The organism is Streptococcus alactolyticus (genome assembly GCF_042649785.1).
Taxonomy (GTDB): Bacteria; Bacillota; Bacilli; order Lactobacillales; family Streptococcaceae; genus Streptococcus; species Streptococcus alactolyticus.
In genome coordinates, this window is record NZ_JBHRZX010000005.1 from 23,348 (window position 1) to 50,189 (window position 26,842).

Consider the following 26,842-nt stretch of genomic DNA (forward strand, 5'->3'; position numbering starts at 1 on the left):
GCTTGCTAGAGTGCTGTTGAAGGAAAAATAAAAGAGGAAGGATAAGAGCTATGAAACTCATCTGGACTTATTTGAAAAAATATCCCAAATGGCTTGTTTTGGACGTCTTTGGTGCCTTGGCATTTGTCTTGGTTAACCTTGGTTTGCCAACAGCCTTGGCGCGTATGATTGACCAAGGGATAACGGCAAACGACCGACAGCAAGTTTACTTTTGGGCAATGATTATGTTTGCGATTGTTGTTATTGGGGTGATTGGTAGAATTACCTTAGCTTATGCGGCTGGGAAAATCACGACAAACATGATTAAAGATATGCGTAATGATATGTATGACAAATTGCAAGAATATTCGCATTATGAGTACGAGCAAATTGGGGTGTCTTCGCTGGTGACTCGGATTACCAGTGACGCCTTTATTTTGATGCAGTTTGCTGAACAATCGTTGCGTATCGGGGTGGTGACACCTTTGATGATGATTTTCAGTGTGGCCATGATTTTAATCACCAGCCCATCTTTGGCTTGGATTGTCGCTGTTGCTATTCCCCTTTTGATTTTGGTTGTCTATTACGTTGCTGTTAAGACACGACCATTATCTGAAAAACAACAAGCAACGCTGGATAAAATCAACCAGTATGTTCGTGAAAACCTCACAGGCTTGCGTGTTATCCGCGCCTTTGCTCGTGAAGAATTCCAAGAAGAACGTTTTGACCAAAAAAACGAAGAATACAAGGATATTTCAAGTCGCTTGTTCAAGCTCACAGGTTTGACAGAACCTTTATTTGTGCAAATTATTGTTGCTATGATTGTGGCTATTGTGTGGTTTGCCCTTAATCCGCTTGGTAAAGGAAATCTACAAATTGGTGATTTGGTTGCCTTTATCGAGTACAGTTTCCATGCCTTGTTCTCTTTCTTGATGTTTGCTAATCTTTTTACCATGTATCCCAAAGTCGTGGTTTCTAGCGAACGGATCACAGAAGTGATGGATATGCCTATTTCGATCAATCCAAATGAAAATGGCGTGACAACAACTGATAAGAGAGGTTATTTAGAATTTGACAAGGTCACTTTTGCTTATCCTGGAGAAACCGAAAGCCCAGTACTAAAAGACATTTCCTTTAAAGCCAAGCCAGGTGAAACGGTTGCCTTTATTGGTTCGACAGGTTCTGGAAAATCATCCTTGGTTAATTTGATTCCACGTTTTTATGACGTGTCTTTGGGCCGTATTTTGGTGGATGGCGTGGACGTTCGCGATTACCAGCTCAAGGCCTTGCGTCAAAAAATCGGCTTCATTCCACAAAAAGCGCTGCTCTTTACAGGAACGATCGAGGAAAACCTTAAATATGGGAAAGTGGATGCCAGCACTTTTGAATTGCAAGAAGCGGCGGAAGTGGCTCAGGCGAAAGACTTCATCGAAAGCAAGGACGAGCGTTACCAAACCCACCTTGCAGAAGGCGGAAGCAACTTGTCAGGTGGTCAAAAACAACGTTTGTCTATTGCGCGTGCGGTGGTCAAAAAACCAGATATTTACATCTTTGACGACTCTTTCTCTGCTTTGGACTATAAAACCGATGCGCAATTACGTGCACGCTTGAAAGAAGTCACGCAAGATGCGACAGTTTTGATTGTGGCACAACGTATCGGAACCATCATGGACGCAGACCACATCATTGTCTTGGATAATGGTGAAATTGTTGGACGTGGTACACACGATGAATTGATGAAAACCAATGACATTTATCGTGAAATTACCAATTCCCAACTGAAAAATATGGATGAAATGGGAGGAGAATAAGGATGAAACAACGTAATGCTTTTCTACGCTTGTGGGATTACCTTAGGCATTATAAAGGAGCGCTCTTTTTTGCCATCTTCCTAAAAGTGCTCAGTAGTGTGATGAGCGTGCTAGAACCTTTTGTTCTCGGTTTGGCTATCACCGAATTGACAGCTAACCTCATCGATATGGCAAAAGGGATTCCAGGTGCGCACATCAATACCACCTACATTGGCGTGATTTTGGTGCTCTACTTCCTGCGCGGCTTGCTTTACGAATTGGGCAGTTATGGGTCAAACTACTTTATGACCAATGCGGTGCAAAATAGTATCCGTGATTTGCGTCATGATTTGAGTGAAAAAATTAATAAAATCCCCGTTTCTTACTTTGATAATCAACAATTTGGGAATGTCTTGGGGCGTTTCACATCGGATATCGAAACCGTTTCAAATGCCCTTCAACAAAGTTTCTTGCAGATTATCAATGCCTTTTTAACCATTATTTTGGTTATTGCTATGGTGCTCTACCTCAACTGGCAATTGGCGATGATTGTGATTGTCATGATTCCAATCACTTATGTCAGTGCTCAGTTCATCTTGAAAAAATCGCAACCTTATTTCAAGAAACAAGCCGATGCTCTTGGTGATATGAATGGTTTTGTTCAAGAAAATCTAACAGGTTTTAATGTCTTGAAGTTGTACGGACGTGAAGAAATTTCAAGTGAGGAATTCCGTGAGATTACGCAAAACTTGCAAGAAGTCGGCTTTAAAGCCAGCTTTATTTCAGGGATAATGATGCCTGTGCTTAGTGCCATTTCAGATATGGCTTACTTGATTATCGCAGCAATTGGTGCCCTTCAAGTGCTTTCAGGAACTTTGACAATTGGTAATATGCAGGCCTTTGTGCAATACGTTTGGCAAGTTAGCCAACCCGTCCAAACCATCACTCAGCTAGCCAGCGTTCTTCAAAGTGCCAAATCATCTTTAGACCGTATCTTTGAAGTGTTGGATGAACCTGATGAAGTGTCACAAGTCACAGAACATTTGACACATGATTTGACAGGACAAGTCAGCTTTGAAAATGTGTCTTTCCAATATGTTGCAGACAAGCCTTTGATTCAAAACTTTAATCTGGAGGTCAAACCAGGTGAAATGGTTGCCATCGTTGGTCCGACAGGTGCTGGTAAGACGACCTTGATTAACCTTTTGATGCGTTTTTACGATGTGACTGGTGGTTCTATCAAAATCGACGGGCATGATATTCGTAATCTCTCTCGTCAAGAATACCGCAAACAATTTGGAATGGTTTTGCAAGACGCTTGGCTCTACGAGGCTAGCATTAAGGAAAACCTTCGCTTTGGTAATTTAGAGGCGACGGATGAGGAAATTGTTGCGGCTGCCAAGGCTGCCAACGTTGACCATTTCATTCGGACCTTGCCAGGTGGCTACAACATGGAGATGAACCAAGAATCAACCAACGTTTCCTTGGGGCAAAAACAATTGTTGACCATTGCGCGTGCCTTGCTCGCTGACCCTAAAATTCTTATCTTGGACGAAGCGACTTCATCAGTTGATACACGCTTGGAATTGCTTATACAAAAAGCCATGACGAATTTGATGGAAGGACGCACTAGCTTTGTCATTGCCCACCGTTTGTCAACGATTCAAGAGGCTGATAAGATTTTGGTGTTAAATAACGGTCAAATTATCGAACAAGGAAACCATGAAAGCCTACTTGCCGCCAAAGGTTTCTACTATGACTTGTACAACAGTCAATTTAGCAAGAGCAGTTAATTGACAATCCCCATTGAATATCTGCTTGAAAGATGTTATCATAGATACTGTTATTATAACGATGTTTGGGAAAAGCCATCGCTAAAAAAAACCAGCTCTATGACTGATATTAGCGCTCCTATGGACTTTTTCATAGGGGCTTTTTTTGACCCAAATATCTTAGAAAAGATAGAGGAGAATGGACATGAAACGCCAATCAGCCCTTGTTGTTTTTAGTGGGGGGACAAGACTCCACCACTTGTTTATTTTGGGCACTAAAACACTACGAACACGTTGAAGCAGTAACCTTTAATTATGGTCAACGACACAGTTTAGAAATTGAAGTCGCAAAGCAGATTGCCAAAGAACAAGGGGTCAAGCACCACTTGTTGGATATGTCTTTGTTGGGACAATTAACAGAAAATGCGCTGACACGCGACATTGCAATTGAAAATCCTGAGGATGACCTGCCAAATACATTTGTGGATGGCAGAAATCATTTGTTCTTATCTTTTGCTGCAGTTCTTGCGAAAGGGCTTGGGATTACTGACATTGTGACAGGTGTTTGCGAAACGGATTTTTCAGGTTATCCTGATTGTCGCGATTCCTTTGTCAAATCCCTCAACGTGACCTTGAATTTGGCTATGGCTTATGATTTTGTTATTCAGACACCCTTGATGTGGCTGGATAAATCAGAAACCTGGGAATTGGCTGACCAACTAGGAAAATTTGAGTACGTGCGTGACCATACCTTGACTTGCTACAACGGTATCAAAGGTAGTGGTTGTGGGGAATGCCCAGCCTGCCACCTTCGCCAAGCAGGCCTAGAGCAATATCTGGCTAGAAGAGGTGAGGCTTAATGTTTCAAATACCAACAGAAGTAAAAACCCCAACGGGTGAATCTTTGGTTTATTGCCCTCGCCGTGTCTGCGTATCTAAAGAATTTACCTTTGATGCTGCCCATCATTTATTTGACTATGAGGGGAAATGCAAAGCCCTACACGGACATACCTATCACTTGCAAATAGCGGTATCAGGTTTTTTAGACCATCGTGGCATGGCGGTGGATTTTGGGGATTTGAAAGCCATTTACAAAACGCACTTGGAACCCTATCTCGACCACCGTTACCTCAACGAAAGTTTGCCTTACATGAACACAACAGCAGAAAACATGGTGTACTGGATTTTCAAACAAGTTCAGACCCATTTGCCGACAGAACGCGATATAAGACTAGAATCTGTGCGTCTGTATGAAACGCCAACCTCTTTTGCAGAATTTAGAAGGGAGTGGGATAAGGATGTCGAAACGACCGCTGACACTACCCATTCTTGAGATTTTTGGTCCCACCTTTCAAGGAGAGGGGCGAGCAATTGGGCAAAAGACCATGTTTGTGCGAACAGGAGGATGTGATTACCACTGTGCTTGGTGTGATTCTGCCTTTACTTGGGATGGTTCCGAAAAACCTAGACGCATGACGGCTGATGAAGTCATTGCTGCATTGGACCAACTGGGGCAATATGATTATGTGACCTTGTCAGGTGGTAATCCTTGCTTGCTGGCAGCCAATATGGCAGAATTGGTGGCTAAATTAAAAGCCAGAGGAGTGACCTTAGCTGTTGAAACGCAAGGTTCTCGCTGGCAAGATTGGTTAAAAGATATTAACCAAGTAACTCTGAGCCCAAAACCACCTTCAAGTCAGATGACTGTCCAATTGGACACCTTAGATTTTATTGTGTCACAACTAGACAAAGACCAAGTTACCTTTAAAATTCCTGTCTTTGATGAAGCCGATTTGGCTTTTGCCAAAGCCATTCAAAAACGTTACCAGCCTGATGTTTTGTATTTATCAGCAGGCAATCCCGAGCCAAACGCTAGTGGCAATATTGTGGAGCACCAATTGGTTCGTTTAAAGCAACTATGGGATAGTGTGGCCAAAGACCCAGATTGGCAAAGCGTATGCGTCTTGCCCCAATTACACACCTTATTATATGACAACCAACGAGGCGTTTAAAAAGGAGCTAACATGACAAAAACAGATGAAATGAAAGATTTAACCCTTTTGGCAATCAAAAAACAGACTACATTTACGAATACGACCCAAATATTTTGGAGGCTTTTGATAACCGCCATGTCGATAACGACTATTTTATCAAATTCAATTGCCCTGAATTCACGTCGCTGTGCCCTATGACTGGCCAGCCAGATTTTGCGACCATTTACTTTTCTTATATTCCTGACCAACGTTGCGTGGAATCAAAATCGCTGAAACTCTACCTATTTAGCTACCGCAATCATGGGGATTTTCATGAAAATTGCATCAATACCATTGGTAAGGATTTGATTGCGCTCTTGGAACCACGCTACCTTGAGGTTTGGGGAAAATTCACCCCACGTGGAGGCTTGTCGATTGACCCTTACTTTAATTATGGTAAACCAGGTACTAAGTATGAAAAAATGGTAGAGTACCGCTTGATGAATCACGACCTGTATCCTGAAACCATTGACAATCGTTAAAAACATAAAAAAAGAACCTACTAACAGGTTCTTTTTAAGTATTTGGGGCTAGATACGGAATGAAAAGGCAATGCCTGACGCGCCGACTGCCATGAGCAAAAGCCCAGTCAAACGTCCGATGAAAATCGCAGACAATGTTGGGTTAAAGAGTAGGAAAATACCAAGGAAGATAGCCAAAATCGCAGAGATTAGGAAACGATTGGCATCGTAAAAACCAGCTTTTCGCATTTGAATCCCACCGACCAAGCGAAGGAATCCACTAATTAAAATCCAATAAGCAGCAACCGTAACCACTACATTTGAGAGTGAAAAGGCAGAACTTGATAATAAAATAATCCCAAACACAATGGATAAGATGCTTTGCAACAAGTACCAAAATTGTCGTTCGACGCTATTGGTGTACATGATGAGGCTGGTTAACCCTGACATAAAGACCAAAAAAGCGATAATCCAACCAATCATAGCAGTTGTCGTAAAAGGACGGACAAAAAGCCAAATCCCAATCAGCAAGGCAATCACACCTGACCATAATGAAAGACGTTTCATAAAAGACCTCCTCGTTCGTTACCCTTATAGTACCATATTTTTAGCAAAAGGAAAAGGAAGCTGCTAAAGAATATCAACTATTTGCCAATCATTTGGATTTTCGGTGATTTTAAAGTCTCTTTTGTAAAGAGAATGCAAAAAAGAACGTAAATACTTGACAATAATTTTCAGAAAACTTTATAATATTCATATAGTCATTTTGTTTGATTATAATCTAAATTCCGGAGGAATAGATATGACAACAGGTAAAGCCTATGTAACAAGTGTCTTTGAAAAAGTCAAAGCACAAAATGCTCATGAACCAGAATTTTTGCAAGCCGTTGGAGAAGTGTTTGAATCACTTGTTCCCGTGTTTGATAAATATCCAAAATACATTGACGAAAATCTTCTCGAACGTTTGGTTGAACCAGAACGCATCATTTCATTCCGTGTGCCTTGGGTAGATGACAAAGGTCATGTTCAGGTTAACCGTGGTTACCGCGTGCAATTCTCATCAGCGATTGGTCCATACAAAGGTGGTCTTCGTTTCCACCCATCTGTTAACCAATCAATCATCAAATTCCTTGGTTTTGAACAAATCTTCAAAAACTCATTGACTGGCCAACCAATTGGTGGTGGTAAAGGTGGTTCAAACTTTGACCCTAAAGGAAAATCAGACAATGAAATCATGCGTTTCTGCCAAAGCTTCATGACAGAATTGAGCAAACACATTGGGGCTGATACAGATGTCCCTGCGGGTGATATCGGTGTTGGTGGACGTGAAATTGGTTACCTTTACGGTCAATACAAACGCCTTCGCAACGAATACACAGGTGTTCTAACAGGTAAAGGGTTGACTTACGGCGGTTCGCTTGCCCGTACAGAAGCGACTGGTTATGGTGCTGTTTACTTTGCAGAACAAATGTTGAAAGCACGTGGCGAAGATTTCGCTGGTAAAGTGGCTATCGTTTCAGGTTCTGGTAATGTAGCTATTTACGCGACTGAAAAACTGCAATCTCTTGGTGCTAAAGTCGTTGCCGTTTCAGATTCATCAGGTTACGTTTACGACCCAGAAGGTATTGACGTTGCTCTCTTGAAACAATTGAAAGAAGTCGAACGTGCTCGTATCGTTAAATACGCTGACGCTCGTCCAAGTGCTACTTTCACACCAGCAGGTGAAGGTTCAATTTGGTCAATCAAAGCTGACCTTGCTTTCCCATGTGCAACACAAAATGAAATTAACGAAGAAGACGCTAAAACCCTTGTTGCTAATGGCGTTATCGCTGTTACAGAAGGGGCTAATATGCCATCAACGCTTGAAGCTATCGAAGTCTTCCAAAAAGCAGGTGTGTCATTTGGTCCTGCCAAAGCAGCTAACGCTGGTGGTGTAGCCGTATCAGCGCTTGAAATGGCTCAAAACAGCCAACGCACAGCATGGTCATTTGAAGAAGTTGATGCCAAACTTTATGACATCATGAAAGGCATCTACGAAAACGCAGCAGCAGCAGCCAAAGAATTTGGTGCAGAAGGCGACCTTGTTGTTGGTGCCAACATCGCTGGTTTCCTTAAAGTGGCTGAAGCCATGTCAGCACAAGGTATCGTTTAATCAGACGATTCGACCTCTAAAGAGCTCACTTAGTGGGCTCTTTTTTTGGTATAATAATACTATCGGATAAAAGAACGATGGGAGAAAACATGATTAAAGAGATTGTAAAAGACACCTTTTTCTTGGCGCAAAAATCAGAAGACGCTACAAAAGACGATTTGTATTTAGCGCAGGACTTGCAAGATACCTTGGAAGCCAATCGTGATCAGTGTATCGGCATGGCAGCCAATATGATTGGCGTGATAAAGCGTGTGATTATTGTGAATATGGGAGTGGCAGATGTGGTGATGTTCAATCCCGTCTTGCTCAACAAATCCATTCCATTTGATACCAAAGAATCTTGCCTATCATTGTCTGGGGCTCGTCCGACACGTCGTTACCAAACCATCGAAGTGTCTTTCTTAGATAAGTACTGGCAACGTCAAACCTTGGCCTTAACAGGTTTACCAGCACAAATTTGCCAGCATGAGCTTGACCATTTGGAAGGGATTATCATCTAATAAGAAGGAGCGTGGAGCGCCATGCTCTTTTTTTCTGAAAAAATGTGAAAAAGCAACGTTTTCACTTGACAATGGTTTCCATGAGAACTATAATGTTGTTTGTTAATAAATCGTGCTTATAAATGCTTAGAAAGTGAGGAGACAATGCGCCCAAAAGATCCATTTTCACAATTTAGGGATTTTATTAATTTGATGGAAAATCGTGTCAATCATCTTGCTGCGGTGTACGGAATTGAAAAACTAGCTGGTCCACAAGGATTTGCGGTGATGTATCTTTGTGAGGATAAAGGAAAAGAAATCTTTATCAAAGACATTGAAAAGCGGTTAAACATTTCCAAATCAGTAACGAGTAACTTGATTAAACGTATGGAAAAAAATGGTTTTATCCAAGTGATTCCATCAAAAGTGGATAAGCGCTACAAACAAGTTGTTTTAACAGAATTAGGTGAATCAAAAGCGAAGGCTATCAAGGCATTTCACGATGAAATGCATGACCAAGTGTTAAAAGGGATTAGCCGAGAGGATTTGAGAACCTCTTTTCGCGTCTTTAAACAAGCTTTAAAAAATTTAGAAAAATAAGGAGTAAGGCATGTTAAAAATTTTGAAACGTTTAACGGCAAAGGAAATCACCATGCTTGTCTTTGCCATCTTATTCGTTTGCTTAAATGTGTATCTTGATTTGAAAATCCCAGATTACATGTCAACGATTACCAAGCTCTTGTCAACGCAAGGGACAAAGGCGGATGATATTTTCGCTTGGAATGTTGATTCTCCAGGAATGCGAATGATTTTGCTATCGTTTGCTAGTTTCTTATCAGCTGTTGTTGTCGGCTTTTTAGCTTCTCGTATCGCGGCAAGTTTTAGTACGAGCTTGCGAGATGACATTTTCCACAGTGTTTTGAATTTCTCTGATGCTGAAATCAAGAAATTTTCAATTCCAAGTCTTTTAACCCGTACAACCAACGATATCACACAAATTCAATTGGTATTTACCATGGGAATTCAGGTGGTTACCAAAGGACCTATCATGGCTATTTGGGCCATTACGAAGATTGCCGATAAAAACCACGAATGGCTTTGGGTATTGATTGTCGCTGTTGCAGTCATGTTCTTGATGTTGACCTTCCTACTCATTGTCGTTATGCCTAAGCAACGTATTATCCAAAAATTAACGGATAAATTGAATAGTATTACTCGTGAGTCGTTGACTGGTATTCGTGTGGTTCGTGCTTACAACGCCGAATCTTACCAAGATGGCAAATTCGCCAAAGCCAATGACGATGTAACCAATACCAACTTGTTCATCAACCGTTCAATGGCTATCTTGTCACCAGTCATGACAGCAATCTCTAGCGGAATGACTTTGGCCATTTACTGGATTGGGGCACATTTGATTGAAGATGTGGCTATTCCAAAAGATCCAACTAAAATTGCTGGTGCCATGCATGACAAAGTCGGACTTTTCTCTGATATGATCGTTTACTCATCTTATGCCATGCAAGTCGTTATGGGATTTATGATGATGATTGTCGTCTTCTTCATTTTGCCACGTGCGGTTGTCGCAGCTGGTCGTATCAATGAAGTGCTAGAAACTAAGACCTCAATTGCTTACCCTGAAGCTACTAAAGAACAACCAACTGAAAAAGGGTCTATCGAATTTGACAATGTGTCTTTCCGTTACAGCAAAACTTCAGAAGCTGTTTTGGAACACGTTTCATTCAAAGCTAAAGCTGGTGAAACGGTTGCCTTTATCGGTTCTACAGGTTCAGGTAAATCAACGCTTGTGAATTTGATTCCGCGTTTCTATGACGCTACTGAAGGAACGATTAAAGTCGATGGTTTAGACGTTCGCCAATATGACCACGATACCTTGCATAATATTGTCGGTTATATTCCACAAAAAGCTGTCTTGTTTAGTGGTGATATCGCTTCTAATATGGACATGGGTGAAAGCCCTGAATCTCCTCTAAATGATAGCCAAATGTGGGAAGCACTAGATTTGGCACAAGGTAGAGAATTTGTGGAACGCAAAGAAGGGCAACTGAAAGCGCCTGTATCACAAGGCGGCCAAAACTTCTCTGGTGGTCAAAAACAACGTTTGGCGATTGCGCGTGCTTTGGCGCGTAAACCTGAAATTATCATTTTCGATGATTCCTTCTCTGCTCTTGATTACAAGACAGACCGTATCTTACGTACTCAATTAAGAGAAAAAACAAGTCACATGACAAAATTGATTGTGGCGCAACGTATCGCAACCATTATGGACGCCGACCAAATCCTTGTTCTAGACAAAGGCCGTGTGGTTGGTCAAGGAACACACAAAGAATTGTTGGCATCTAATGAAGTTTACCGTGAAATTGCGTACTCACAATTATCTAAGGAGGAATTAGAAAATGGAAAATAAAAAGAAAACAAGTTTCTATAGTCAATTGAAACCTTATATCAAAGGTTTCAGACTTCCATTTCTCCTTTCGGTTATTGGTGCTTGTATTTCAGCCACGGTAACGGTTATCGGTCCTGATAAGCTAAAAGAAATCACCAATACCATTACCAAAGGCTTAACACCAACGGCTACTGGAACGATTCCAGGTATTGATTTGGATAAAATTGGTCATATTGCGATGACCTTGGCCATTTTGTATGGGATTGCAGCTGTTGTGGGTTACATTCAAAACTTCACTGTGGCCACTATCGTTCAACGTTTTTCACAACGTTTGCGTCGAGCTATCCAAGATAAGATTGATAATGTGCCATTGAATTATTTCGATAGCCATGCCCAAGGGGATACCTTGTCACGCGTCACAAACGACGTCGATTTGTTCGCCCAATCACTTAACCAAAGTTTAGGAACACTGGTAACATCAACGATGTTGTTGATTGGCTCAATCATCATGATGTTCTATTCAAACATCAGCATGGCCTTCACTACAATTGGTTCTGTCTTGATTGGCTTTGTCTTGGTGATCGTGATTATAGGTTCTTCACAACCCCTCTTCAAACGCCAACAAAATAACCTAGCTGCCATTAACGGTTATGTCGAAGAAATTTATTCTGGTCATAACGTGATAACAAGCTACAATGCAGCAGAAGAAGTGAGCGAATCCTTTAAAGAATTGAACCAAAACCTTTACAAATCAATGTGGCAATCACAATTCTTATCAGGTATTATGATGCCTTTGATGATTTTCATTGGTAACTTTGGTTACGTTATGGTCTGTGTCGTTGGTGCGGTCAAAGTTATCAACGGTGACCTAAACATGGGTGACGTTGTTGCCTTCATGACTTATGTGCGTATCTTCTCACAACCCCTTTCTCAAATCGCTCAAGCCTTCACCCAATTGCAATCAGCTATTGCCGCTATGGGACGTGTCTTTGATTTCCTTGGCGAAGAAGAAATGGAAGACGATTCTGATAAGAAACGTCAACTTAACCATGTGAAAGGTGAAGTCGCTTTTGATAATGTTTTCTTTGGTTACTCTAAAGATAAAACCATTATTCATGACTTTTCAGCTGTGGCAAAACCTGGTCAAAAAGTTGCGATTGTTGGACCAACAGGTGCTGGTAAAACTACCATTGTTAACTTGTTGATGAAATTCTACAACATTGATAAAGGTCGCATCAGTATTGACGGCGTGGATACGCGTTTGATGTCACGTGAAGAAGTGCATGACCAATTCTCAATGGTGCTTCAAGACACTTGGTTGTTTGAAGGAACTATTAAGGAAAACTTGGTTTATAACCAAGAAAACATCACTGATGCGCAAGTCATTGCAGCAGCTAAGGCTGTTGGTGTGCACCACTTTATCATGACCTTGCCAGACGGTTACGACACTTATTTGGATGATTCCGTAACGCTTTCAATCGGTCAAAAACAATTGTTGACCATTGCGCGTTCTCTGTTGAAAGATGCTCCATTGCTTATTTTGGACGAAGCCACATCTTCAGTTGATACACGTACTGAAGAATTGATTCAAAAAGCCATGGATAAATTGATGGAAGGACGCACATCATTTGTTATCGCTCACCGTCTATCAACCATTAAAAATGCCGATTTGATTCTCGTGATGAAAGATGGTAATATCATCGAACAAGGTAACCACGATGAATTGATGGAACAAGGTGGCTTCTATTCAGATCTTTACAATTCACAATTTGAAGTCGCTTAATAGACAGGAAAAATCAGACGTAGCTCTGGTTTTTCTTTTTTGTCTGATGCCAAAACCAAATAGTTGACGCAAGTGGAGGTCTGTGCCATAATTGGTAGCGTCATGAAAGCCGTTTCAGATGCTACCAATTTATCTTTTTGCCATACCAAAAAATGTTATTGCAAGAGAGATTGTGGTATGCTGATACTGTTATGGAAACTTATCGGAAAGTTAGTAGGAAAAGCCAATGATTCAAGACATTATCACCTATTTTGTAAATAATGGTCAGACGTATTTAACTTATGTCGGGCAGCATTTGAGCTTGAGTATCGAAGCTCTGGTACTGGCTTGTGTGCTGGCGCTTCCTATGGCTTATTTTTCTTATGAAAAGCCTTGGGTCAAGCAGGTATCAACCCTTTTGACGCAAGGTTTGCGGGTTATTCCTAGCCTTGGGATATTGTTTATTCTCATTCCTTTTATCGGAGTGGGGCGGCTGCCTGCCTTAATTGCTTTGGTTATTCTGGGTATTCCTCCCATTTTGCTGCAGACCATTATCGGTTTTGAATCGGTGTCGGACACTCTAGTGGAAACAGCGCTTGGACTTGGTATGACCAAATGGCAATTGCTGACCAAGGTTCAACTCCCTTTGGCTTTGCCGCACCTTTTAAATGGCATCAAGCTAGCCTTGGTGGAATTGATTGCCAGCACGACCTTGGCGACCTACATTGGAGCAGGTGGTTTGGGAACCCTGATTTTCACTGGTTTGGGGCTTTATCGTTATGACCTATTGCTGATTGGTGGTGGTTCGGTCGCTCTCTTGTCTTTTGTGAGCATGGTTGTTTTCGATTTAGCTATCAAAGGAGTCACACATGATGAAACGTAGAAAACAAATAGCAGGCGGTTTATTAGCGCTGATTATCTTCACTCTTGTGGGAGGCATTTGGTCTTGGCGTCGCTACCAAGCCACTCAGATGAGCAAGTCCTCTATGCCTATTCGCATTGGGTCCAAAGATTTTACGGAAAATCTGATTGTTGCTGAAATCTACGCCCTAGCCTTGGAGGACCACGGGTATCGTGTGGAGCGGGTGTCCAATATTTCCAGTTCCCTGATTCACAACGCTATCGTGAGCAACGACATTGACTTGTATCCCGAATACACGGGGACGGGCTTGTTGTCTATTTTAGGGGAAAAGATGGAAACTAATTCTGACAAGGTTTATGAAACCGTTAAAAATGGGTATGAGAAACGCTTTCAACTCACTTGGTTAAAGCCTTCTCTTGCCAATGATAGTCAGGGATTGGTGATTCGAACCGATGTGGCTAAAAAGCTCCATATCCAAACCATTTCCGATTTGCAGGCTCACGCCAATAATTTACGCTTTGCCTCACAGGGCGAATTTGATGAGCGTGACGATGGTTTGCCAGGGCTTGAAAAAACTTATGGTCCTTTCAAATGGAAATCGTCTAACGTTTATGACAACAGTCTGAAATACAGTATTCTAGCCAATAATCAAGCAGATGTTAGCCCAACCTACACCACAGAGGGTCAATTGATTAATACTGACCAATTCACCCTTTTAGAAGACGATAAGCATTTTTGGCCGCCTTATAATGTGGCCCCTGTTGTTCGGGATGATGTGTTAGCCAAATACCCTGATGTAGCAAGTATTTTAAATCATGTGTCAGCGACTTTGGATACCAAAACGGTGACTCAGTTGAATGCTAAAGTGGATGTTGACGGTCAGGATTATACAAAAGTAGCCAAAGCCTACTACGAGAGCATAAAAGATTAGGAATGAGTGTTATGACAGAAAAGACAATGATTCAATTTGAAAATGTCAGTAAGGTTTATGGGGAAAAGACAGTGGTGCAGCCACTTGATGTTAGTATCCAAAAGGGTGAATTTATCACTATTCTAGGGACATCAGGTTCTGGAAAAACGACCCTACTCAAAATGATTAATAAATTAATTGAACCGACGACAGGCAAGGTCTTCTTTGATGGTCAGGATATTGCTCAGATGAATTCGGTGGCTTTGCGCCGTCAAATTGGTTACGTTGTTTAGCAGATTGGCCTTTTTCCTCACATGACTGTTGCGGACAACATTGCGACTGTGCCTAAATTGCTGGGCTGGGAGAAGGAAAGAATTGCTCAGCGGGTGGAGGATTTGCTGGATTTGGTGCAATTACCTGCCAAAGATTATGCCAGCCGTTATCCCAGAGAATTGTCAGGCGGTCAGCAACAACGGATAGGCGTAGCGCGTGCCTTGGCTGCTGACCCTGATGTGATGCTATTTGATGAACCATTTGGTGCTATTGATGCCATCACGCGCCACGATTTGCAACAAGAACTGCAGGCTATTCATCAGGCTTTGCACCATAAAACCTTTGTTTTCATTACTCACGATATTTACGAGGCTCTTCAGCTAGGAACGCGGGTGATTGTCATGGAAAAGGGAGCAATTTGCCAATACGATACACCAGAAAATATCGTCAAATACTCAAAATGCCTTCGTGCAGAAATTGATTGAAACGGCTAAGGCACAAGAAGAGGTCTGGAGGGTGCGTTATGATTGAATATGCCAAAATATCCTACGACAAATTGATCAATGCTTTTATTGAGCATTTGGAGATAACGACTTTTTCCTTAGTTTTTTGAAGTCTTAATTAGTGTAATGAATGGATCAGAATACTTAGCTTACAATGCACAAACAATGAAACGCATCTTACTTGGTGAATTAAATCAAATGACCATACGTTTCAAATTGGACGAAACCATTTATGATTATTTACGTAGCATCAAAGGAAAAATGGCTGAATTATTTTGGTTAGCTTGTAAAGAAGGGGCTTATTTCGGTGGTTGCGATGTGCAAACAGTACGTTTAGCCGGCCGAATTGGTCGTAACATCGGTTTTGCTTTTCAAATCTATGATGATATCCTAGACTATACTGCTGATCAGGATAAACTTAAAAAGCCAGTGCTTGAAGACTTAGGATAAGGCATCTATACCTTACCGCTACTTTTAGCCAAACAACAAAATCCTGAAGCATTGATTCCTTATCTATGTAAACAATCAGCGATTACTCCTGATGAGATTACTGAGGTCGCAAAGCTAGTTGTTCAATTAGGAGTCGTAGAGCAAGCAAAACAAATGGCTCAGGCTTTCACTCAAAAAGCTTTGATCGATATTGAAAAATTACCAAATTCTCCAGCCAAAGATTGCATTCAACAATTAACTTTACAATTATTACAGCGTCAATATTAACTTTAATCGTAAAGTAGCTTGGCTATTTTACGATTATTTATTATATATAGTCCGTTTTTATAAGAATTCCTATTCTAAAATATTCACAAAAAAGGAGGTCTGTTATCATTTTTAAGAGATCAATGTTTTATAAATAAATATTGAGGTGATAATTTATGACAAATGCGTCTAAAGGTAGTAAACATTTAATTATTTTTGCTTGTATGTTATTACAAGCCATTCCTTATGGTATTGCACAAAACATCCCTCCATTATTCATTCACTATTTAGAGAAAGAATATCATTTTAGTGTCCAAAGCGTTGGCTATATTTTTATGATTGGCGCTTTAGCAGCATCATTAATTTCACCAATGGCTGGTAAATTGTATAGTAAATTTCCAGTCAAGCTAATAATGTTAGGTGGATTAATTTTGTCTGCTTGTGGAGTTATGCTAAACGCAGTTTCAACCAAATTATGGATGTTTTTAGTAGCGAATGCAATTACTCAAATTGGAACTGTTACGTTTTCAGGTTTAGGGGTACCGTTTTTAATTGCTACTTGGTTTGATAAAAAGTCTAAAGCTAGCGCACTAGGAATTACCTTTGCAGGTGGTTCTATCGGGAATTTCTTTTTACAACCTATCGTAACCAACCTACTCAATCATTATGAATTGCATAGAGTCTATTTCATGTGTGCATTGGCTTCCTTGATTGTTGGGGTACTTATCGGTGTGTTTTTAATCCATCCTAACAAACAACCGGTCGAATCTAGTGCTGCCAAACAATCAACTGATTCTTCTAAAGACTCAAAAACCTCTACAAATCAATCTGTTCTCCAAGATACCCATCCTGCTAATACTCAAACCGGTATCGGCTATAAAAAAACTACCCAACAAAAAAGTTTTTGGGCATTATCTTGTTTTTATTTAATTATAGGATTAGCTATTTCTGCTCTTTCCAGTCAATATGCAAACTTTTTCGCTTCTATTCATATCAATACTACCTTAATTGGTACGATTGGCTCTACGTTTGCCATTGCTTGTTTAATTGGAAATGTTGGCGGAGGTTTCTTATTCTCAAAAATTGGTGTACGCAACGCCATGTTTTTAGCCTTTATTTTACAACTAGTTACCGTTATCTTGCTAATTGCTAGTATTTTTATTCCTAGCATTAAAGTCATTTCTGCATTTGCTTGGGCCGTCCTTTATGGTTTTAATGTTTACTCTTATATGAGTGCACCGGCTGTAATGATGCAAACACTCTTCGGTATGAAAGACACCAGTCAAATACTAGGTGTATTTAGTATCTTTTTTGCAGTTGGCTTTGCTTTAGGAAATATTGTATTTAGTTTCTTTGTTGATACCTTTGGCTTTACTGTAGCTTGGATTAGCATTTTATGTTATGTACTTATCGGATTTTCTGGTTTATTATTCTTCATTACCGATATTCAAAAACATAAATTTGCCGATGAAACTGCTTAATGCATAATTTTTTTGAAAGGAGTGCATCATATTTATGTGTACTGGATTAAGATATGTTAACGGAGATTTTTACTTTGGACGAAATTTAGATTTAGATTACCATTTTGGCGAAGAAATTGTTATTACACCTAGAAACTATGAGATCACCTATAAAAATGAACCTTCACAAAAATCACACTATGCTTTTATCGGCGTAGCTATGGTATTAGATAATTATCCACTTTATGCCGATGCGATTAACGAAAAAGGCTTAGGCATTGAAAATTTGAATTTCCCACAGTTTTCTAAATATGCTGATGAAATCAAAGAAGGTGCCCTTAATCTTCCTCCTTATGAATTAGTGCCTTGGGTGTTAGCACAATTTTCAACTGTTAAGGAAACTAAAGCTGCCCTTAAAAATTTAAATATGGTTGATATTCCTTTTAAGCCTAATGTACCGAACACTACTTTACATTGGTTTATCGCCGACAAAGACGAAGCGATTGTCGTTGAAATTATTGACGGAAAAACCGTCATTTATGACAATCCTGTTGGCGTTTTAACTAATAGTCCTAGTTTTGATTATCATTTAATGAATTTACACAATTATCGTCATTTAAGTAGCAAACAACCTCACAATTCTTATTCTCCTGATTGGGATGCAAAACCTTTTGGCGAAGGTTTTGGTGCGATTGGTTTACCTGGTGATTGGTCACCGGCATCTAGATTAGTTAAAGCTACCTTTGTTAAAGAACATTCAGTTTGTCCTCAAGATGATGTAGCCAACGTTACACAATTCTTCCGCATTTTAGATTCAGTCGCTTTTGTTCAGGGCTGTACCACTTCTGATCAAAATACTCATGATATCACTGTGTATTCTTCTTGCGGAAATACTGCTACTGGTGATTATTACTATAAAACCTATACCAACAACCAAATCTCAAAGGTTTCTATGTCAAAAGTTGATCTGGAATCTACTAAATTGTTTGTTTACCCTATGGAAGATAAACAACAATTTAGACAAGTCAATTAAGGCGTTGGGTTGCTCATTTTAATTAGCTTAATCATAAATAATTGGTAAATGCAGTAAAATTTGACTTAAATAAACATCCTCTTTCAACTTCTTTACGCTGCGTGTTTTCTTCACACCTTTTTTATTTCATACTAACGTAAAATATCAATTAAGTCTTTCTTAGCCGCCTCTCTAGCTGGCATTACTGAAAAGACTAAACCAATTAACGTCGAGACACCTACAGCTATACTAATAGTAAAAAAATCAATTTGAATACCAATTTTCATAATAGCGCCTATCGAATAGGCCACAACCATTCCTAAAAGGTAACCGATAATTCCACCAGTAAAGGTTAACATGATGCCTTCTAATAAAAACTGGATCATAATCGAACGCTGAGTAGCTCCTAAGGCTCTTCTTATACCGATTTCTTTTGTCCGTTCAGAGACAGAAATATACATCATATTCATTACACCTACACCGGCAATAAATAATGAGATACCTGCCACCGCCGAGATAAAGTAGGTAATGGTACTTAAAACTTTACCGATACCCTTGGTTAAGAAACTACTATCAAATGATTGATAAGTTCCCTGATTACGTAAGCTTCCTTGTTTTTTCAATTTATCCAAAATTTTATTAGCTACTTCATCTGGTTTTGTCCCTTTATCCAATACAGCTGTTACACTAGCGGTATTTTTACTTCCTTGATAGTAACGTGAATAGGTTTTTTTGGGTATTTTGGCTTGATAATTGGTATCTGAACCAAACATGCCCGCCATCCCCATCTCATCTTCACTAATTGCTTCATCTTCATAAACACCCACAATGGTAAAAACTTGTGAGCCTAAAGATATACCACGATTTAAAGCCGCTTGTGGTGAATGATATAAATCTGTTGCTAAACTGCGATTAATAAGGGCTGTTTTATTAAAATTTAAATTATCTACTACGCTTAGATTACGCCCAGCAATCAAGTTTTGATCAGTCTTTTTGACTAAATCCACACTGACATTTTTTTCTTCACCCTTCAGTGGCGTTGATAGTGTCGCTTGTTTTAAATCAATTGTTTCAAAATCCGCACTTTTCACACCCTTGACTTGACGAATTAAACTTAAATCGCTACTTTGAAATGAAGGGCGATTGGTATCATAAAAGGCAGGATCATTAGGATTAAAGATAATCTGTACTTCCACTTGGCCATTATCACTTTTAGTTAAGCTTTTGATTAAATCTCGCTCATAACCTCGACCAATCGCTAAAATGGCAATGACAGCCGCAATCCCTATCACAATCCCTAGCATGGTTAAAATACTTCGTTTGCGATTATTTGCAATCGCCTTGAAAGCTGAACGCCAATTTACATATAAATTCATGATTTGCTCAGCTCCTTATCCTCAATAATTGCCCCATCACGAATCCGAATTAAACGATGACAATAAGGAACGACTTCTGGATCGTGAGTAACTAAAATAATGGTTGCACCATCTTGTTGATTTAATTCTTCAAAAAGCTTCATAATTTCTTCTGAAGTATGGGTATCTAAAGCGCCTGTTGGTTCATCGGCAATAATAAATTTAGGATTATTGATAATTGAACGGGCAATGGCGACTCTTTGTTGTTGTCCACCAGATAATTGTTTAGGATACTTGTCTTCCTTACCTTCTAGCCCTACTCTTTTTAAAGCAGCCATCACTTTTTCTTTCGTTTGCGAAAAACTATAACCACCATATAACAAGGGCAATTCTACGTTTTCATATACTGTATTATTTTCAATTAAGCTAAAATTTTGAAAAACAAAACCTACCGTTTGATTACGCACTTTTGATAGCCGATCATCACTACTAGCCACCAGTGATTCACCTTCAAATAAATACGTCCCTTCAAATTTACGATCAATAAAACCTAGTAAATTGATTAAGGTGGATTTTCCCGAACCAGATGGACCCATAATCGCAACCATTTCCCCTTGTGAGACGTGCAAATTCACATCTTTTAACACATGAAGGGTTTCTTCGGCATTTTTGTAATATTTATTGATTCCAATTAAATCGATCATTCAAACACCTCCACTTCTTTACCCTCAGTTAAGCGTTTATCAGGATCAACAATATACTGCTCATCAACAGCTAAGCCTTTCTCTACAGAATAGCCATCTACTTGTTCTTTAACTGTTACCTTAGTAAGATGGACTTTACCTTTTTTGTAAGTATAAACAAACGTTTCTTCCCCTTTTTTAACCAGTGCTTCTTTAGGGATGGTAATGTCACTTAAATGAACAGAAATTTGTACACTAAAACCATAATGAATTTCTTCTTGAGCTTCCACTGTAAAGCTATAATTGGAAATAGTTGTCCCACCACTAGCAGTATTGCCCGCGCCAGATAAAGCGGCACTAGCTTGATTGCTTACTGCAGCACTTTGCGGTAAAGTCGAAATATTTGTAATGCTACCTAATACTTTTCTTGAATCATTCACAGGTAAAATTTCAACTTTTTGACCTAGTTTTAATTTATTGTAGTCATACTCTGTAACGGTTGCTTGGACAATCGTTCCCGGAGATACAATGGTTGCATAAGGCGTATTGGCTGAAGATTTACCTGCTTCATCAATGTAAACGGTACCATAAAACGGCGCAGTTACTGAAGTAGTAACTTTCTTACGTGTTTGCTCGACTTGGGCATTAGCATCAGAAAAATCTAAATTGGAATTATCTAGTGCTTGTTGCGCTTGATTGACCACTTCAACTTGGGCATCATAGGCTTGTTGGGCTGCATCTAATTGTGCCGATGCTTCAATTGCACTAGGATCATTGGCTGCTTGCAAACATTGCACACTCTTTTTAGCTTGGGCTAATTGATTGGCTAGTTGGTTACGTTTTTGAACGCACTATCTAAATTTGTCTTAGCATTGGTAATGGCTAAATTTAATTTATTTAAAGATTGAGCTTGCTCATTGGCTTGATCAGCAATCGTTGCATTTTGATAAGTAGCAATCACATCACCACTTTTAACTTGCTGGCCATTTTTTACGACAATATTTTCTAAAGTACCTAAAGAAAGATCCAGACTGAAACTGCGACTTTCCTTAGGTTCAGCCACCATCAATGCTGGCGGATTAGGTCGCATTTTGTTTGATGGCTTGCGCACCATGAGTTTTCCGCCTTTGATTTGGGGCATTCTCCTCACAGTGGCTCTTTCCATCTTGGTTCAGGTTATCTTGTATTTGACCGAAGAATTATTCAAAAGTGAAGGAGTGGAGTAACCTCTCAAGCCGTTTTTGGAAAATAAGAAAGAGCACCCAAATCTAAGATTTTGAGTGCTCTTACGATTAAGATGGGAAGAAAGTTGATAAGCGCTTGACTTGCTCAGGGCTTTCGTTTGGACCATAGTCGTTTGGATAACGGTCGAGAGCTTGAATGCGTTTGAGGTCATCATCTGTCAATTGGAAATCAAAAACATCGATATTGTCACGCATACGGTCAATATGTGCTGATTTTGGAATGGTGAGAATATCACTTTGAATTTGCCAACGAAGAATGACCTGTGCCACGGTTTTGTCGTGCTTTTCAGCAATGTTGTTCAAAACAGGATCCTTGAAGATATTGTCCTCTCCGCGGTTGAAAGGGCTCCATGCCTGAGTTGCCACTCCAAATTCGGCATTAGCCGCTTGCATGAGAGGGCGTTGCTTGTAAGGGTGCAGCTCAATTTGATTAAGCGCTGGCACGATATCAGTATTTATCGCAAAATCTGTCAAGCGACCAGTTGAAAAATTAGACACCCCAATAGCGCGAATGCGTCCCTCACGGTACAAGTCAATCATTGCTCGCCAAGCCCCGTGTGTATCGCCATAAGGTTGGTGAATGAGATAAAGGTCCAAATAATCGGTATCAAGCTTTTGAAGGCTTTTTTCAAAGGCTTTTTTGGTTGCTTCATAACCCAAGTCATTAATCCAAACCTTGCTGGTTAGAAAAACGTCCTCGCGGGCTAGACCTGAAGCCTTGACCGCACGTCCCACAGCCTCTTCGTTTTGGTAAAGAGCAGCGGTATCAATCAGACGGTAGCCAACGTCAAAGGCCTCCTCCACCGCACGTTGGCAGTCAGCTTGGTCAAACATTTGCCACACGCCAAACCCCAAAACAGGTATTTTCACGCCGTTATTAAGTGTTTTCCATTCCATAATGCATCCTCCTTTTTTCTATTGTAACACAAAAAGAGAAAGTGTTTTCAAGAGAACTCTTAGATGGCATTTGGAAAGGCATCTAAACTTTTTCGCACTTCAGCAACAAAAGCCGCCCCAATGTCAGACATTTTTTATGTTTATGGGTAACGTAGCCAAGTGTATGTTTGGGGCTATCCTTCAGCGGAATCAAGACAATCTGGTCACGCACAAAACTATTGACGATGCCAAGACCAGAAGCATAAGCATCCGTGGCACAAAGCAAATTCATGACCGTTCCTCTATCATTGCTATAAAGTACGCGCTGTTTACGATGAATGCTCAGAGCGTCATCATCAAAATGCAATCCAGACTCTTCCTGACGAAAACGAATTTGGTCGTAGCCCTTCAAATCACTCTCAGAAATCTCTTTTTTCGTTGCCAAAGGGTGTTGCCTTCGCAAAAAAATACGCGTGGGAAAATCCCCCAAAGACGTAAACGTCAGATCATGATGCTTCAAGGACGTTTCTAAAATATGCTTGTTGTCGTCATCAAGGTAAATAATGCCCAAATCTGCCTCAAAAGTCGCCACACTATCCAAAATCTCCTTGGTTGTGGTTTCAATGGTTTGAAATTCCTGATATTCCTCGTTAAATTGCTGCGCTACGGTTGCCATGGGAATGGACAAAAAATCATAGTGGTGCGATGCGACTGTAAAACTCTTTTTGAAATCTTCCTGATAACGTTGCTCTAATAAATCCACCTCACCAAGAATCCGCTTGGCGTATTTTAAAAAATCATAGCCATCTTCGGTCGGGCGCGTGCTGACATTGGAACGCACAAAAAGCTGAACCCCCAATTCATTTTCCAAATCCTTAATGGAACTGGATAAATTGGGCTGTGTCATAAACAATTCCTTAGCCGCCTGACTAAAAGACCCCATACGAGCCACCATATCAACATAACGACACTGCTGTAAATTCATATGAACCCATCCCTCCTTGTGAAAGTTGTAGCTATTATAACAAAAAGTAAACTGAAAAATCGCAAAATTCTGATATAAAAAACCAAACCCGTGATAAAAAAATGTAATAGCGAAGGGGGAAGGTTCATGTGTCCTTTAATGAAAGAACATTTTTTAAAAGTCCTCTATAAACATGATTTATAGCTTGCCATAAGTAAAATAGAGTATGCAAGGTGAAAATGAGGTGATAAGATAATAGCAATCTGAAAAGAGGAGGATAGGCATTTGTCAGATACGTTTTATCAAAAATTGACAGCGATTCGTCACCATATTCATCAACATCCAGAAGTTTCAGAAAAAGAATACAACACCACTCGTTTTATCAAAGAACAGTTGCAAAATATTGGGATTGAGCCCTTGGATTACCCTTTGAAAACAGGGGTTATTGCTGAAATTGGGCATGGATATCCCATTATTGCTTTACGAGAAGATATTGATGCTCTTCCTATTTTTGAAAAGACAGGGCTTGCCTATGCGAGTGATAATGGTGCGATGCATGCCTGCGGCCATGATTTTCACCAAACCAGTTTATTGGGAGCAGCAGAACGTTTAAAACAACAAGAAGCAACATTAAAAGGAACCGTTCGCTTGATTTTCCAAGTAGCAGAAGAAAATTTTCAGGGTGGACATCAAGTCATAGCGGCTGGTGGCATAGAAGGGGTATCAGCTATTGTGGGGTATCACAATAATCCTCATTTAAAACCAGGTCAAATCGGTTTGCGTTCAGGAGCTATAATGGCTGGAGTGGAACAATTTGCAGTGACAGTCAAAGGCATCAGCGCTCACGCAGCTCGGCCTGATTTAGGTGTTGATACAGTATTGGTTATCACAACTATTATTAATAATTTACAGTCGATTGTGTCAAGAACAATCTCACCTTTTCAATCAGCAGTCTTGTCTGTGACTCATATTGATGTTGGCAATACTTGGAATGTTTTACCAGCCAGTGGTTTTTTTGAAGGGACTATTCGAACATTTGATCCTGACGTTCGCTTGTCAGTCATTGAGCAATTTACCAAAGTAGTCGAACATACGGCGGAACAATTTGGAGCGGAAGTTTCGATTTCTTGGGGAAATTCACCAAAAGTTACGTTTAATGATTCTACGCTAACGCCTTTGATTTTTGAACATTCTAAAACCTTTGCTGAGGTTATTGAAACCCTGCCATCAACAGGTGGTGAAGATTTTGCTGCTTATCAATAAAAAATTCCAGGAGTTTTTGCCTTTATTGATTCAAATGGTGACGAAAATGCCCCTGACTGGCACCACGATGACTTTAGTGTAAAAGATGAGGCGCTTCCAGTTGCAGTTAATTATTTTGTTAAAAATGCCTTGTATTTAGGCTCTTTGTCAACTGTAGTGGGGTGATGAAAAGCTAACATCGAGAGAGAACCAATTGGTTTTCTCTTTTTTCTACGGTCTGCTAGTGTTAAATGTTTACCTTTTGGTGTATAATAGTCTTGCATCTCAGAGTCCTTCTAATTGTTGTTGTGGTGATTACAATTATATCTCTCTGAGATGTTTTTTGATACACTCAAGTGCTCAAGTGGCTAATTTCATTTTAGAACTTTCAGATATCTTGCTTTTTTAAAATCGCTGTTAGATAAACTGATTTTATGGTATAATGGAAATAATTAAAATTCGATTTTATTAATGGGATCGTTCGGAGCTGAAGTTCTGCTGTGGACGAATGGCGCGATTACGAAATCTTGTGAGAAAAAATGGTCCACGAGGTTTTAGAGCTGTGTTGTTTCGAATGGTTCCAAAACAGTGTTGAATATCTATAAAAAAGGTAATCTGTTTTAGAGCTGTGTTGTTTCGAATGGTTCCAAAACATTGCCAAAACATTTTTACTGAGAAGCAATGTTTTAGAGCTGTGTTGTTTCGAATGGTTCCAAAACTTGTTCTGCCATATTCTCACCCCCTTTCTAGTTTTAGAGCTGTGTTGTTTCGAATGGTTCCAAAACTGCCAGACGAGAAGAAAAAGCCTACCCATGGTTTTAGAGCTGTGTTGTTTCGAATGGTTCCAAAACATTACTGCATTTTTGGATTACCACGTAAGCGTTTTAGAGCTGTGTTGTTTCGAATGGTTCCAAAACAAATATACCGTCTTTCTTTTCTTCTGTCTTGTTTTAGAGCTGTGTTGTTTCGAATGGTTCCAAAACATGACAGGTACAGCACAGACTCGTCCATCAGTTTTAGAGCTGTGTTGTTTCGAATGGTTCCAAAACGTAGAAGGCAAAATTCCGACAAGCGTTGGGTTTTAGAGCTGTGTTGTTTCGAATGGTTCCAAAACGAACGTTATAAGTTTTATCGTTCACAGGTTGTTTTAGAGCTGTGTTGTTTCGAATGGTTCCAAAACCAATCGTGTTATCAGCTCCGAGCATTTCGTGTTTTAGAGCTGTGTTGTTTCGAATGGTTCCAAAACGCATATTCAACAAAGCTTTAACTGCCATGTGTTTTAGAGCTGTGTTGTTTCGAATGGTTCCAAAACTTCTTAGTATTGTCTTTCATATCTTCCCATGTTTTAGAGCTGTGTTGTTTCGAATGGTTCCAAAACTTCTTTTTTAATATAAAGAATGACCCCGCAGTTTTAGAGCTGTGTTGTTTCGAATGGTTCCAAAACGCTCTGTTGTCTGTTTTAATCTCATTAATAGTTTTAGAGCTGTGTTGTTTCGAATGGTTCCAAAACTCACGTCCACGGTGCAGCGGAAGGAGCGACGTTTTAGAGCTGTGTTGTTTCGAATGGTTCCAAAACCAATTTTAATATCAATAATCATATCGCCGCGTTTTAGAGCTGTGTTGTTTCGAATGCTTCCAAAACCGCCTTGGTATTCCTTAATTTTTGGGATATGTTTTAGAGCTGTGTTGTTTCGAATGGTTCCAAAACTCGTCATTATTTCATACTACTATGTTAGCAGTTTTAGAGCTGTGTTGTTTCGAATGGTTCCAAAACATATAATTATGAGACTAACGAATTTCGGAAGTTTTAGAGCTGTGTTGTTAATTGAACGAGCGTATAAAAGCGCTTGTTTTTTTGGGCTCTTTGTCAACTGTAGTGGGTAGATGAAAAGCTAACACCTAGAGAGGACGAACTTCGTTCTCTCTTTCT

General features: G+C 39.9%; 21 protein-coding genes, 7 pseudogenes and 1 CRISPR repeat array. Of the genes and pseudogenes, 19 read left to right on the forward strand and 9 right to left on the reverse strand.

Going from position 1 to position 26,842, the window contains the following annotated elements; genetic code table 11:
* The first annotated feature begins 50 nt into the window (after window positions 1-50).
* From ACFORE_RS01045 to queF, 6 genes and pseudogenes are all read left to right on the forward strand, one after another.
* A complete protein-coding gene (locus tag ACFORE_RS01045) occupies window positions 51-1,790 on the forward strand; it encodes an ABC transporter ATP-binding protein (protein WP_154454605.1) in 1,740 nt (579 codons plus the stop codon).
* Window positions 1,791-1,792: 2 nt separating this feature from the next.
* A complete protein-coding gene (locus ACFORE_RS01050; protein ID WP_235280697.1) occupies window positions 1,793-3,562 on the forward strand; it encodes an ABC transporter ATP-binding protein in 1,770 nt (589 codons plus the stop codon).
* 184 nt (window positions 3,563-3,746) lie between these two features.
* Window positions 3,747-4,401, forward strand: a pseudogene (queC, locus tag ACFORE_RS01055) (7-cyano-7-deazaguanine synthase QueC).
* Entirely contained in the window at window positions 4,401-4,874 is a 474-nt protein-coding gene (gene queD / locus ACFORE_RS01060) for a 6-carboxytetrahydropterin synthase QueD (protein ID WP_154454610.1), read from the forward strand. Before queC ends, queD begins: the two are co-directional and overlap by 1 nt.
* A complete protein-coding gene (queE, locus tag ACFORE_RS01065) occupies window positions 4,840-5,553 on the forward strand; it encodes a 7-carboxy-7-deazaguanine synthase QueE (protein ID WP_293677828.1) in 714 nt (237 codons plus the stop codon). Before queD ends, queE begins: the two co-directional genes overlap by 35 nt.
* A gap of 12 nt (window positions 5,554-5,565) precedes the next feature.
* Window positions 5,566-6,056, forward strand: a pseudogene (queF, locus tag ACFORE_RS01070) (preQ(1) synthase).
* Window positions 6,057-6,104: 48 nt separating this feature from the next.
* Here the strand turns inward: queF and ACFORE_RS01075 are convergent.
* Window positions 6,105-6,602, reverse strand: a complete 498-nt coding sequence (locus ACFORE_RS01075; RefSeq protein ID WP_154454612.1) for an HdeD family acid-resistance protein — start codon at window positions 6,600-6,602, stop codon at window positions 6,105-6,107.
* A 235-nt stretch (window positions 6,603-6,837) separates the two neighbouring features.
* On the opposite strand from ACFORE_RS01075, the gene gdhA reads away from it, so the two are divergent.
* The 5 genes from gdhA to ACFORE_RS01100 all read left to right on the forward strand — a co-directional run bounded on the left by gdhA (window position 6,838) and on the right by ACFORE_RS01100 (window position 12,853).
* On the forward strand, window positions 6,838-8,187 hold the full coding sequence (gene gdhA, locus ACFORE_RS01080; RefSeq protein WP_294049939.1) for an NADP-specific glutamate dehydrogenase: 1,350 nt from the start codon (window positions 6,838-6,840) through the stop codon (window positions 8,185-8,187).
* Window positions 8,188-8,276: 89 nt separating this feature from the next.
* Window positions 8,277-8,687: a peptide deformylase gene (locus ACFORE_RS01085; RefSeq protein ID WP_293677825.1), complete on the forward strand. Its 411-nt coding sequence runs from the start codon at window positions 8,277-8,279 to the stop codon at window positions 8,685-8,687.
* Between the two features lie 144 nt (window positions 8,688-8,831).
* Window positions 8,832-9,266 (forward strand): MarR family winged helix-turn-helix transcriptional regulator, encoded by a 435-nt coding sequence (locus ACFORE_RS01090; RefSeq protein ID WP_235280696.1) that lies wholly within the window; start codon window positions 8,832-8,834, stop codon window positions 9,264-9,266.
* Window positions 9,267-9,276: 10 nt separating this feature from the next.
* Window positions 9,277-11,091, forward strand: a complete 1,815-nt coding sequence (locus tag ACFORE_RS01095) for an ABC transporter ATP-binding protein (protein WP_154454616.1) — start codon at window positions 9,277-9,279, stop codon at window positions 11,089-11,091.
* The gene (locus ACFORE_RS01100; protein WP_154454617.1) at window positions 11,081-12,853 is read left to right on the forward strand and encodes an ABC transporter ATP-binding protein; all 1,773 of its coding nucleotides are present in this window, start codon (window positions 11,081-11,083) and stop codon (window positions 12,851-12,853) included. The genes ACFORE_RS01095 and ACFORE_RS01100 overlap by 11 nt, the downstream gene beginning before the upstream one ends.
* Here the strand turns inward: ACFORE_RS01100 and ACFORE_RS01105 are convergent.
* Window positions 12,850-13,002, reverse strand: a complete 153-nt coding sequence (locus ACFORE_RS01105) for a hypothetical protein (protein WP_154454618.1) — start codon at window positions 13,000-13,002, stop codon at window positions 12,850-12,852. The genes ACFORE_RS01100 and ACFORE_RS01105 overlap by 4 nt on opposite strands.
* A gap of 77 nt (window positions 13,003-13,079) precedes the next feature.
* On the opposite strand from ACFORE_RS01105, the gene ACFORE_RS01110 reads away from it, so the two are divergent.
* The 6 genes and pseudogenes from ACFORE_RS01110 to bsh all read left to right on the forward strand — a co-directional run bounded on the left by ACFORE_RS01110 (window position 13,080) and on the right by bsh (window position 18,569).
* Window positions 13,080-13,715: an ABC transporter permease gene (locus ACFORE_RS01110; protein WP_154454619.1), complete on the forward strand. Its 636-nt coding sequence runs from the start codon at window positions 13,080-13,082 to the stop codon at window positions 13,713-13,715.
* Window positions 13,705-14,625, forward strand: a complete 921-nt coding sequence (locus ACFORE_RS01115; protein WP_154454631.1) for a glycine betaine ABC transporter substrate-binding protein — start codon at window positions 13,705-13,707, stop codon at window positions 14,623-14,625. Before ACFORE_RS01110 ends, ACFORE_RS01115 begins: the two co-directional genes overlap by 11 nt.
* Window positions 14,626-14,651: 26 nt before the next feature.
* Window positions 14,652-15,408: pseudogene (locus tag ACFORE_RS01120) on the forward strand (ABC transporter ATP-binding protein).
* Between the two features lie 74 nt (window positions 15,409-15,482).
* Window positions 15,483-16,097, forward strand: a pseudogene (locus ACFORE_RS01125) (polyprenyl synthetase family protein); the annotation flags it as partial.
* Between the two features lie 155 nt (window positions 16,098-16,252).
* Window positions 16,253-17,557 carry a conjugated bile salt MFS transporter gene (locus ACFORE_RS01130; protein ID WP_154454620.1) on the forward strand — a complete coding sequence of 435 codons (1,305 nt, stop codon included), beginning with the start codon at window positions 16,253-16,255 and terminating at the stop codon, window positions 17,555-17,557.
* A 34-nt stretch (window positions 17,558-17,591) separates the two neighbouring features.
* On the forward strand, window positions 17,592-18,569 hold the full coding sequence (gene bsh, locus ACFORE_RS01135) for a choloylglycine hydrolase (RefSeq protein ID WP_293956310.1): 978 nt from the start codon (window positions 17,592-17,594) through the stop codon (window positions 18,567-18,569).
* Window positions 18,570-18,700: 131 nt separating this feature from the next.
* Here the strand turns inward: bsh and ACFORE_RS01140 are convergent, their stop codons facing one another.
* The 4 genes from ACFORE_RS01140 to ACFORE_RS01155 are packed head-to-tail and all read right to left on the reverse strand — an operon-like array spanning window position 18,701 to window position 21,727.
* Entirely contained in the window at window positions 18,701-19,924 is a 1,224-nt protein-coding gene (locus ACFORE_RS01140) for an ABC transporter permease (RefSeq protein ID WP_235280917.1), read from the reverse strand.
* Complete coding sequence (locus tag ACFORE_RS01145) at window positions 19,921-20,607, reverse strand: ABC transporter ATP-binding protein (protein ID WP_264879513.1); 687 nt, start codon at window positions 20,605-20,607, stop codon at window positions 19,921-19,923. The genes ACFORE_RS01140 and ACFORE_RS01145 overlap by 4 nt, the downstream gene beginning before the upstream one ends.
* On the reverse strand, window positions 20,604-21,374 hold the full coding sequence (locus ACFORE_RS01150; protein ID WP_294917653.1) for an efflux RND transporter periplasmic adaptor subunit: 771 nt from the start codon (window positions 21,372-21,374) through the stop codon (window positions 20,604-20,606). Before ACFORE_RS01150 ends, ACFORE_RS01145 begins: the two co-directional genes overlap by 4 nt.
* Before the next feature lie 38 nt (window positions 21,375-21,412).
* Window positions 21,413-21,727 (reverse strand): biotin/lipoyl-binding protein, encoded by a 315-nt coding sequence (locus ACFORE_RS01155; protein WP_294917650.1) that lies wholly within the window; start codon window positions 21,725-21,727, stop codon window positions 21,413-21,415.
* On the opposite strand from ACFORE_RS01155, the pseudogene ACFORE_RS01160 reads away from it, so the two are divergent.
* A pseudogene (locus ACFORE_RS01160) lies at window positions 21,645-21,812 on the forward strand (ABC transporter permease); the annotation flags it as partial. The gene ACFORE_RS01155 and the pseudogene ACFORE_RS01160 sit on opposite strands and share 83 nt — an antisense overlap.
* Window positions 21,813-21,878: 66 nt before the next feature.
* Here ACFORE_RS01160 and ACFORE_RS01165 read toward each other — a convergent pair.
* Together ACFORE_RS01165 and ACFORE_RS01170 are read right to left on the reverse strand one after the other, a co-directional pair.
* The gene (locus ACFORE_RS01165) at window positions 21,879-22,727 is read right to left on the reverse strand and encodes an aldo/keto reductase (protein ID WP_154454623.1); all 849 of its coding nucleotides are present in this window, start codon (window positions 22,725-22,727) and stop codon (window positions 21,879-21,881) included.
* A 59-nt stretch (window positions 22,728-22,786) separates the two neighbouring features.
* Window positions 22,787-23,691 (reverse strand): annotated as a pseudogene (locus tag ACFORE_RS01170) (LysR family transcriptional regulator).
* Between the two features lie 264 nt (window positions 23,692-23,955).
* On the opposite strand from ACFORE_RS01170, the pseudogene ACFORE_RS01175 reads away from it, so the two are divergent.
* Window positions 23,956-25,098: pseudogene (locus ACFORE_RS01175) on the forward strand (amidohydrolase).
* Here ACFORE_RS01175 and ACFORE_RS01180 read toward each other — a convergent pair.
* Entirely contained in the window at window positions 25,044-25,196 is a 153-nt protein-coding gene (locus tag ACFORE_RS01180; RefSeq protein ID WP_380434905.1) for a hypothetical protein, read from the reverse strand. The pseudogene ACFORE_RS01175 and the gene ACFORE_RS01180 sit on opposite strands and share 55 nt — an antisense overlap.
* Window positions 25,197-25,463: 267 nt before the next feature.
* Window positions 25,464-26,686: direct repeats of the CRISPR family, unit length 36 nt; unit sequence GTTTTAGAGCTGTGTTGTTTCGAATGGTTCCAAAAC.
* The last annotated feature ends 156 nt before the right edge of the window (window positions 26,687-26,842 follow it).

Bases quoted from the DNA above. Each gene is read 5' to 3' on its own strand.
- ACFORE_RS01045 (WP_154454605.1), top strand. From the start codon at position 51: ATGAAACTCATCTGGACTTATTTGAAAAAATATCCCAAATGGCTTGTT.
- ACFORE_RS01050 (WP_235280697.1), top strand. From the start codon at position 1,793: ATGAAACAACGTAATGCTTTTCTACGCTTGTGGGATTACCTTAGGCAT.
- queD (WP_154454610.1), top strand. From the start codon at position 4,401: ATGTTTCAAATACCAACAGAAGTAAAAACCCCAACGGGTGAATCTTTG.
- queE (WP_293677828.1), top strand. From the start codon at position 4,840: ATGTCGAAACGACCGCTGACACTACCCATTCTTGAGATTTTTGGTCCC.
- ACFORE_RS01075 (WP_154454612.1), bottom strand. From the start codon at position 6,602: ATGAAACGTCTTTCATTATGGTCAGGTGTGATTGCCTTGCTGATTGGG.
- gdhA (WP_294049939.1), top strand. From the start codon at position 6,838: ATGACAACAGGTAAAGCCTATGTAACAAGTGTCTTTGAAAAAGTCAAA.
- ACFORE_RS01085 (WP_293677825.1), top strand. From the start codon at position 8,277: ATGATTAAAGAGATTGTAAAAGACACCTTTTTCTTGGCGCAAAAATCA.
- ACFORE_RS01090 (WP_235280696.1), top strand. From the start codon at position 8,832: ATGCGCCCAAAAGATCCATTTTCACAATTTAGGGATTTTATTAATTTG.
- ACFORE_RS01095 (WP_154454616.1), top strand. From the start codon at position 9,277: ATGTTAAAAATTTTGAAACGTTTAACGGCAAAGGAAATCACCATGCTT.
- ACFORE_RS01100 (WP_154454617.1), top strand. From the start codon at position 11,081: ATGGAAAATAAAAAGAAAACAAGTTTCTATAGTCAATTGAAACCTTAT.
- ACFORE_RS01110 (WP_154454619.1), top strand. From the start codon at position 13,080: ATGATTCAAGACATTATCACCTATTTTGTAAATAATGGTCAGACGTAT.
- ACFORE_RS01115 (WP_154454631.1), top strand. From the start codon at position 13,705: ATGAAACGTAGAAAACAAATAGCAGGCGGTTTATTAGCGCTGATTATC.
- ACFORE_RS01130 (WP_154454620.1), top strand. From the start codon at position 16,253: ATGACAAATGCGTCTAAAGGTAGTAAACATTTAATTATTTTTGCTTGT.
- bsh (WP_293956310.1), top strand. From the start codon at position 17,592: ATGTGTACTGGATTAAGATATGTTAACGGAGATTTTTACTTTGGACGA.
- ACFORE_RS01140 (WP_235280917.1), bottom strand. From the start codon at position 19,924: ATGAATTTATATGTAAATTGGCGTTCAGCTTTCAAGGCGATTGCAAAT.
- ACFORE_RS01145 (WP_264879513.1), bottom strand. From the start codon at position 20,607: ATGATCGATTTAATTGGAATCAATAAATATTACAAAAATGCCGAAGAA.
- ACFORE_RS01155 (WP_294917650.1), bottom strand. From the start codon at position 21,727: ATGCCCCAAATCAAAGGCGGAAAACTCATGGTGCGCAAGCCATCAAAC.
- ACFORE_RS01165 (WP_154454623.1), bottom strand. From the start codon at position 22,727: ATGGAATGGAAAACACTTAATAACGGCGTGAAAATACCTGTTTTGGGG.
- ACFORE_RS01180 (WP_380434905.1), bottom strand. From the start codon at position 25,196: ATGCAAGACTATTATACACCAAAAGGTAAACATTTAACACTAGCAGAC.